Annotated in this window: 1 protein-coding gene; it reads left to right on the forward strand. The window is 76.1% G+C overall.

The genetic code is table 11. The features are described 5' to 3' along the window. Positions 1 to 60: 60 nt before the first annotated feature. The coding region (locus DMH12_RS38750; RefSeq protein ID WP_260474511.1) for an SRPBCC domain-containing protein at positions 61 to 661 on the forward strand (601 nt) is incomplete at its 3' end.

A 661-nucleotide genomic window follows, 5' to 3' on the forward strand; every position in this document is an offset into this window, starting at 1 on the left:
CCGGGTGACTTTGGGCCGACGGGGGGTGCTCCGGGCGCCCGCTGGGTAGGGTGCCGTGACATGGAGCATGAGGTGTTCGTTCCGGTTCCGGCCGAGCGGCTCAGGGACGTGCTGGCCGACCCCGTCCGGGTCGCCCGGGCGGTTCCGGGGCTCCAGCAGGACGCCGGCGCCGAGCCCGTCGCGGGCCGGCTGAAGGTGCGCATCGGCAGCCACTCCATCACCTACCGGGGATCGCTGCGCCTGTCCGCGCGCCCGGACGGCACGTACGCCGTCGAGGGCGACGCCGCCGAGTCGCGCGGCACCGGCGAGGTCACGCTCGCCCTGACCCTCTCCGTCCGGGACGCCGAGGGCGGCGCCACCGTCGTCTTCGCCGGGACGGCCACCGCGGACGGGCGGGTCACGGAGCTGCCCGAGGAGTCGGTGACCTCGGCCACGGCCCGCCTGCTGACCCGGTTCGCGGAGAACCTGGGCACCGCGGCGGCCGCGGAGCAGGCTCCCGCCTCCGTCTTCGACACCGAGGTCCCGCCGTCCTCCCTCGACAAGGAGGACGCGGACGACACGGAGGACACGGAGGGCGCGGAGGGCGCGGACGAGGTGGACGACACGGATGAAGCGGACGACGCGGACGAAGGCCGAGCCGCCGCCCCGCAGACCCCCGCCG

This window comes from Streptomyces sp. WAC 04229, assembly GCF_003947455.1.
In the GTDB taxonomy this organism is placed as follows: Bacteria; Actinomycetota; Actinomycetes; order Streptomycetales; family Streptomycetaceae; genus Streptomyces.